Origin of the sequence: Rugamonas sp. (genome assembly GCF_025354735.1) — a bacterium.
GTDB lineage: Bacteria > Pseudomonadota > Gammaproteobacteria > Burkholderiales > Burkholderiaceae_D > Rugamonas.
In genome coordinates this window covers 1-6,175 of the sequence record NZ_JANXMI010000169.1, presented here as the reverse complement: position 1 = coordinate 6,175, position 6,175 = coordinate 1, and the positions used below count along the sequence as shown (strand labels likewise).

Here is a 6,175-nt window from a genome sequence, read left to right as displayed (position 1 = left end):
CCGCGCTGGCGGCCGGGGCGGCGGCTGAGACTGAGGCTGAGGCTGAGGCCGGCGCGGCGGGCGCTGCGCTGCGGGTGTAAGTTCCCGCCGGCACGACCGAGATATACATGCCTTCCCAGTCGAGGCCGTCGGCCGAGACCGCGACCGACGCGGCGGCGGCCGGGGCGGCAACCACTGCGGCGGCGACCGGCGCCACGGGAGCGGCGGCCACTGGCGCGGCGGCTTTTTTCGGCGCCTCGCTATTGCCTTCGATGGCGTTTTTCAAGATCAGCTCAAGCTCGTCCGGCATCGCGGCCAGACTGTCGGGCTCGGCGCCGTTCGACAGTTCGGCCAGCTGGTCGGCGACGAAGCCGGAAGCCTGCAAGGCGGCCTCGATGGCGATCGGCGTCACCGGCGCGGCACCGGTGCGCAGCGCGTCGAACAGGTTTTCGGTCAGGTGGCAGGCCGCCACCATCGCCGGCAGGCCCATGAAACCGGCGCCGCCCTTGATCGTATGGAAGGACCGGAACACCGCGTTGAGCGTTTCTTTGTTCTCAGGGTCGCGTTCGAGCCGCAGCAGATGCTCTTCCACGTTGACCGCGAGATCCATCGCCTCGACGACGAAATCCTTGAGCATATCGTCCATTAGAATCCCAGATCAGCAAGAAGGTCGTCGACATTGTCCTGGTTCAGCGCGACCGCCGGCTGCGAAGGCCCTTGCATCAGCGATACTTCTTTTTGCGCCAGCTTTTCGCGCACGGCCGGCGGCGCGTTGTCGCGCAGCAGCTCGGCCAGCTCGTGTTCGACCGTCTTGGTGATCGTCACGACTTTCTTGATCAGTTGACCGGTGATGTCCTGGAAGTCCTGCGCCATCATGATTTCCAGCAAACGGGCTTTTTCCGCTTCCGTCGCTTCCGACACCGCCTGCGCGAAGCTGCGCGAGTCGCCGGCCAGCTGCTTGAACTGGTCCAGGCTCAGCTTGCCCGCGAACAGCTCGTTCCAGCGGGTTTCCATTTCCTTCGATTTTTTCGACAACACGTCCTGGGCCGGCATGCCCTCGTCCAGCGTGTTGAGCACCTTGTTGGCGGCCTGCTCGGTCAGCGAGGCCACGTATTCGAGGCGGTCCTGGGCGTCGACGATTTGCGACGACGCTTCCGTCAGCGCCTTGTCGTAGCCCAGTTCGCGCAGCGAATCGTGCAGCAGGCGGACGATGCCGCCGAGGCGTTCAAACATCGGCTTGTCGCCGTCTTCGCCATGTTCGGTCGCGGCCGGCGCGGCGGCCGGCGCTGGGGCGGCGGCGACGATGGCGTCGGCCGGACGGCTGGAGGCGACCTGGTCGAACAGGCTTTCCAGGTCGTCCTCCGCGGCGGCCGCCGGCGCAGGCGCTGGAGCGGGCGCTGCGGTCTTGCTTTGTGCGGACACTTCATCGAATAAGGCGTCGAAATCATCAGCGGCGTTGGTCATATCCCTGCTTCTCCATAATTTGTTAAGTTGCTGCTCTAAACTTACCGCGATCCCGCGACGCAGCCAGCGTCAGCCCAGAGTGATGACTCTAGGCAATATAACGCGCTTGCGCGAGTGTAGCAGGGGCGGGGCTACTTGTTAATCCTCGCGAGCGCAAAGCCGGCGAGACCGGCCGTCGCAGGGGCAAAAGCCAAGTGTTGCTGTTGTATTTGGAGATACTAACATTGGATAGAGAGCCAAAACACGTGTCGACGCATAAAACCAGTGCTTGTGTGCAAAAAAACCATCCGGTGGGCGCCGCGATGGCCGGACCCGGTCCCGCAGCGCAGCATTTCATTGACAAATATCAAGTCTTTCCATCCTAGCAATGGTCTGAAACGGGACTACAATGAAATGCTAGCGACGCCACCGCAAGCCATCGCGGCGCCGCCGGCATCGAGGAGGATCAGCCATGTACCGGAAAATTTTGATCACGACCGACGGCTCGGCCGTGTCCAGCAAAACCGCCTGCGCCGGGGTCGCCTTCGCCGCCCAGATGGGCGCCGAGATCCTGGCCCTGTTCGTTGCGCCGGCCTACCACTATCCGATTTACGTGGAAATCATCCCGCCCGGCTACCCCAGCGAGGAAGAATATATGGAAGCGATGCGGCGCGCCGGCCGCGGCCACGTGCAGGCGGTGCTCGACTCGGCCGCCCGGCGCGGCCTGGTGTGCGACAGCATGACGGCGTTTTCGGAAACGGTGGCGCTAAAGATCGTCGAGGTGGCGGCCGAACATGGTTGCGACCTGATCTTCATGGGCTCGCACGGCCGCAGCGGCTGGGGCCAGTTGCTGCTCGGCAGTGTAACCAACAAGGTGTTATCGCACGCGACCATACCGGTGCTGGTGCATCGCCTGATTCAAGAGCCGGACAGCGCCTGAATTCGCCTGCACCGGCGCGCACGCCATGACATAGATTCAACATTCTTAAGAAAAAAGCAAATACCCGGCGATTTATAGTAGTATCGACGACTGGGTTTTGCCTTACTCTGGCTTAACTCTTGGTCCCGTCGGGCAACTCGGCGGTCCCTCACTTTCCCTCACAACTCGACCACGACCTATGATACGAATTGTTATCGCCGACGACCACACCATCATGCGCGAAGGACTCAAGCGCATACTCGACGGTGCGCCGGACATCGATATCGTGGGCGAAGCCATCGACGGTTTCGAGGTGCTCGGCCATGTGCGCCAGGGCGGTTTCGACCTGCTGCTGCTGGACCTGTCGATGCCGGGCCGCAGCGGCGTCGACCTGATCCGCCAGATCAAGAGCGAAGCGCCCAAGCTGGCCATCCTGATCCTGACCATGCACGAGGAAGAACAATACGCGGTGCGCGCGATCCGGGCCGGCGCCCAGGGCTATCTGACCAAGGAAAGCGCCGGCACCCAGCTGGTGGGCGCGATCCGCAAGGTGGCGTCGGGACGGCCTTACATCAGCGCCGAAGTGGCCGAGCAACTGGCGCTGAACATCATGATGCCGAACGAAAGCCTGTTGCACAAGCAACTGTCGGACCGCGAATTCGAAGTGTTTTCCTTACTGGTAGCAGGTAAATCGATCACGGAAATCGCCAATAATTTGCATTTGAGCGTCAAAACCGTCAGCACGCACAAAACCCGCATCATGCAAAAGATGGGAATGAATTCCCTGTCTGAAATGGTGCAATATGCCGTGGCGCATCGTTTATTATCGCCGTTTAAGACTTGACCGGCACCGCGCCGCCCTGCCGGCGCGTTTTTTGTCCACCGCAAATAGCATGATGAGTAGGAAGAGTCCTACATTGTCGCGCCGCCTCCTACGCTCATATTCAGCGCTTGCTGATATCAATCCCCTACCCTAGTTGGCATACTGAAACCAGACGATTCAAGTTGCTTCTTGGTTACGCAGGTATCGGAACAGTCGCGGGGTTCGGGTGCAGATCGCTGTCAGATCGCTGTCAAATCACTGACCGCTTGATTTATAGCCACGCGAAATAGCCGAACCGTCCGCACTGTCGCACCATCCCCGCTGTCCAGGCCGTAGCCCCTCTCGCAAGCGATCGTCCGATCGTATCTTGAGTCATTGAATTACCTGTCACCAGGAGATAAGCATGCTGTCTACGCAAACGTCCGAAATCCGCTCCGTGCCGTCGACGACGCCCTCGCCGTCGATGGAAGCGGGCCGCCAGCGTCAGGGGCGGCTGTGGTCGAATTTGAAAGAAGTGTGCGATCTCCTGCATATTCCGGTCGCCGGCTCGGTCAATACCGATGAGCTGCTGTTCCAGCACGTGCAATTCAAGACGGGCCAGCGCATCCACACCATAGGCCAACCCTTCGACACGCTCTACATCGTCAATTCCGGCTTCCTGAAAACCGTGCTGATCGACGAATTCGGCAACGAGCAGGTGCTCAGCTTCCCCATGAAGGGCGACATGCTGGGCGTCGACGGCATCCACACCAAGCACTATTCGTCGGAAGCGGTGGCGCTGTCGGACTGCGACCTGATCCTGTTGCCGTTCAAGAAACTGACCGCGCTCGGCCGCATCCACCTGGAGCTGGAAAACGTCATGTACGGCGTCATGAGCCGCGAACTGGTGCGCGAGCAAGCCATGATAGGCATGCTGGGCGCGCTCAGCGCCGAGGCCCGCGTGGCCCGCTTCCTCGTCGCGCTGGCCGAGCGCTTCGCGCAGATGGGCTATTCCAGCAAGCTGTTCAACCTGCGCATGACGCGCCACGAAATCGGCAGCTATCTGGGCCTAACGCTGGAAACGGTCAGCCGCACGCTGTCGGCCTTCAATGAAATCGGCCTCATCAGCGTGGACCAGCGCACCATCGGCATCAAGGACGCCGACGCCCTGAAAACCCTGCGCCGCCTGCCGCCGTCGCGCTCGCGCGCCAAGCAGCTGGCCGCGTCCAAAAGCAAATCGAGCAGCGAGCCGCACCCGGCCGCCCTGCCGCAGCTGCTGGCCGCCATCTGAGCGCCCCGTTTTACCCAGCTTGGGCCCGGCTGCGACGCCGGGCTTTTTTTTCGCCGCGCCGTGCGCACGGCCGCCATTATCAATAAAAAAGCTTGCTTTTCTCTCTGCTCCGCACAATAATCTAAATGCGAATCATTATCAATTACAGGAGAGATTGATGACCCCAGACCGTGACGACCCGATTTTCCTCGCCCCGCCGACCGGCGCGCACCAGCCCGAACTGCTGCTGTCGGCCGTGCTGCACCTGATGTCGCACTACACGGCCAGCGCCGCCGACCAGGGCGCCTGCGTCAAACTCGCCTCGGTGATCGAACGCCACCTGAAAGCGCTGGCCAGCCTGCCCGGCCTGGCGCCCGTGCTCAGCGCCACCTGCCAGCAATTGTCCGAACAGTGGGCCGGCGTGGTCGAGCGCAAGCTGCCCGACCCGGAGCCGGGCAACTTCCTGAGCCGCATCATGACGCGCGCCCGCCCCCCCCAGACGGCGGCCTGACCGTGTGCGATCAACATCGCCCCGCCCTGCCCGCCCACGGCGGCGCCGATGCGCAAGCGTCGCGCCGGCGCCGGCTGTGGGAACTGGGCCACGCCTGCCACTGTCCGCTGGTCGGCGTCGGCCTGCCGCTGGGCGTGCTGCGCAAGCTGGTCGACAAGGCGCTGGCCGCCGGCCGGCCCGGCGGCCACGTCGTCGCCGACGATTACGAAATCCACGTCGGCGCCGTCAGCGAATGCGGCAGCCGCAACCGCCTGTCCGAAACGCTGCAAAAGGAACTGGAACGCCGCTACGCGCCGGTGCTGCTGCGCTTTCGCGCCGCCAAGACCACGGCGCAGCTGGCCGGGCTGTGGCGCGCCGCCGTCGCCAGCGGCGACATCGCCGGCGCCTTCTGGGCCGGACTGACGCACCCGCGCTGCGAAGCGGAGCTGGAAGAACAAATGTGCCGCGACCTGCACATGATCCAGCACCAAGCCGGCGCCTGCGCGCGCGTCGACCTCAACAAGTTCAACGCCGCGCTGCACGACAACGCCCGCCTGGCGCGCGAGCTGGACCAGGCCCGCCACCGCGCCGCCGCCCTGCTGCTCGACAAATCCGTCGAAGCCGAGCATTACGCCGGCCAGCTGATGCAGGCCCGCGCCCAGGCCGTCGGCAAGGACAGCATGATCGACTCGCTGCGGGCGGAACTGGAGCAGCTGCGGGCCGCGCTGCCGGGGCTGGAATCGCGCACGCGGCTGGTGCGGCGCCTGGACCAGATGGAAGAACGCGAGCGGGCCTTGCGCGAACAAATCGCCGAACTGAAACTCGGCGCCCGCCACGAAGCGGCGCGCGCGCCGGTCGTGGTGGCGGCGCCGGCCCCGCCACCGCCGGCGCCGCCCCTGAAGACGGCGCTGCGGCTGCACGATCAGAGCGTGCTGTGCGTGGGCGGCCGCAGCGGCAACGTCGCCACGTACCGGGCGCTGATCGAGCGCGTCGGCGCCCAGTTCGCGCACCACGACGGCGGGCTGGAAGACAACGCCAATCAGCTCGACGCCAGCCTCGCGGCGGCCGACCTTGTGATCTGCCAGACCGGCTGTATCAGCCACAGCGCGTACTGGCGGGTCAAGGACCACTGCAAGCGCACCGGCAAGCGCTGCGTGTTCATCGACAACCCCAGCATCTCCAGCCTCGCGCGCGGATTGGAGCAGGCGGGCGCGGAGACGGCGTAGCCGCGATGGCGCGCGATCCGATGGGTGTTGGCTGAACACCGGGGTG

The 6,175-nt window shown here is 64.0% G+C and carries 7 protein-coding genes; 5 read left to right on the top strand and 2 right to left on the bottom strand.

The genetic code is table 11. The features are described 5' to 3' along the window. On the bottom strand, positions 1-625 hold a 625-nt coding region (locus Q0S71_RS13970; protein ID WP_295996594.1), incomplete at its 3' end, for an Hpt domain-containing protein. After that, complete coding sequence (locus tag Q0S71_RS13965; protein WP_295996591.1) at positions 625-1,443, bottom strand: protein phosphatase CheZ; 819 nt, start codon at positions 1,441-1,443, stop codon at positions 625-627. The genes Q0S71_RS13965 and Q0S71_RS13970, both read right to left, overlap by 1 nt. A gap of 451 nt (positions 1,444-1,894) precedes the next feature. On the opposite strand from Q0S71_RS13965, the gene Q0S71_RS13960 reads away from it, so the two are divergent. From Q0S71_RS13960 to Q0S71_RS13940, 5 genes are all read left to right on the top strand, one after another. Further along, positions 1,895-2,362 carry a universal stress protein gene (locus Q0S71_RS13960; protein ID WP_295996588.1) on the top strand — a complete coding sequence of 156 codons (468 nt, stop codon included), beginning with the start codon at positions 1,895-1,897 and terminating at the stop codon, positions 2,360-2,362. 178 nt (positions 2,363-2,540) lie between these two features. Continuing rightward, complete coding sequence (locus tag Q0S71_RS13955; protein WP_295996582.1) at positions 2,541-3,185, top strand: response regulator transcription factor; 645 nt, start codon at positions 2,541-2,543, stop codon at positions 3,183-3,185. Between the two features lie 442 nt (positions 3,186-3,627). Next, complete coding sequence (locus Q0S71_RS13950) at positions 3,628-4,434, top strand: Crp/Fnr family transcriptional regulator (RefSeq protein WP_295996596.1); 807 nt, start codon at positions 3,628-3,630, stop codon at positions 4,432-4,434. A gap of 157 nt (positions 4,435-4,591) precedes the next feature. Further along, positions 4,592-4,924, top strand: a complete 333-nt coding sequence (locus Q0S71_RS13945) for a hypothetical protein (RefSeq protein ID WP_295996579.1) — start codon at positions 4,592-4,594, stop codon at positions 4,922-4,924. 2 nt (positions 4,925-4,926) lie between these two features. Continuing rightward, the gene (locus tag Q0S71_RS13940) at positions 4,927-6,129 is read left to right on the top strand and encodes a DUF2325 domain-containing protein (RefSeq protein WP_295996576.1); all 1,203 of its coding nucleotides are present in this window, start codon (positions 4,927-4,929) and stop codon (positions 6,127-6,129) included. Positions 6,130-6,175: the final 46 nt, after the last annotated feature.

What these genes read in the sequence shown, in the direction of transcription:
- Q0S71_RS13965 (WP_295996591.1), bottom strand. Translation starts at nt 1,443, where the DNA reads ATGACCAACGCCGCTGATGATTTCGACGCCTTATTCGATGAAGTGTCC.
- Q0S71_RS13960 (WP_295996588.1), top strand. Translation starts at nt 1,895, where the DNA reads ATGTACCGGAAAATTTTGATCACGACCGACGGCTCGGCCGTGTCCAGC.
- Q0S71_RS13955 (WP_295996582.1), top strand. Translation starts at nt 2,541, where the DNA reads ATGATACGAATTGTTATCGCCGACGACCACACCATCATGCGCGAAGGA.
- Q0S71_RS13950 (WP_295996596.1), top strand. Translation starts at nt 3,628, where the DNA reads ATGGAAGCGGGCCGCCAGCGTCAGGGGCGGCTGTGGTCGAATTTGAAA.
- Q0S71_RS13945 (WP_295996579.1), top strand. Translation starts at nt 4,592, where the DNA reads ATGACCCCAGACCGTGACGACCCGATTTTCCTCGCCCCGCCGACCGGC.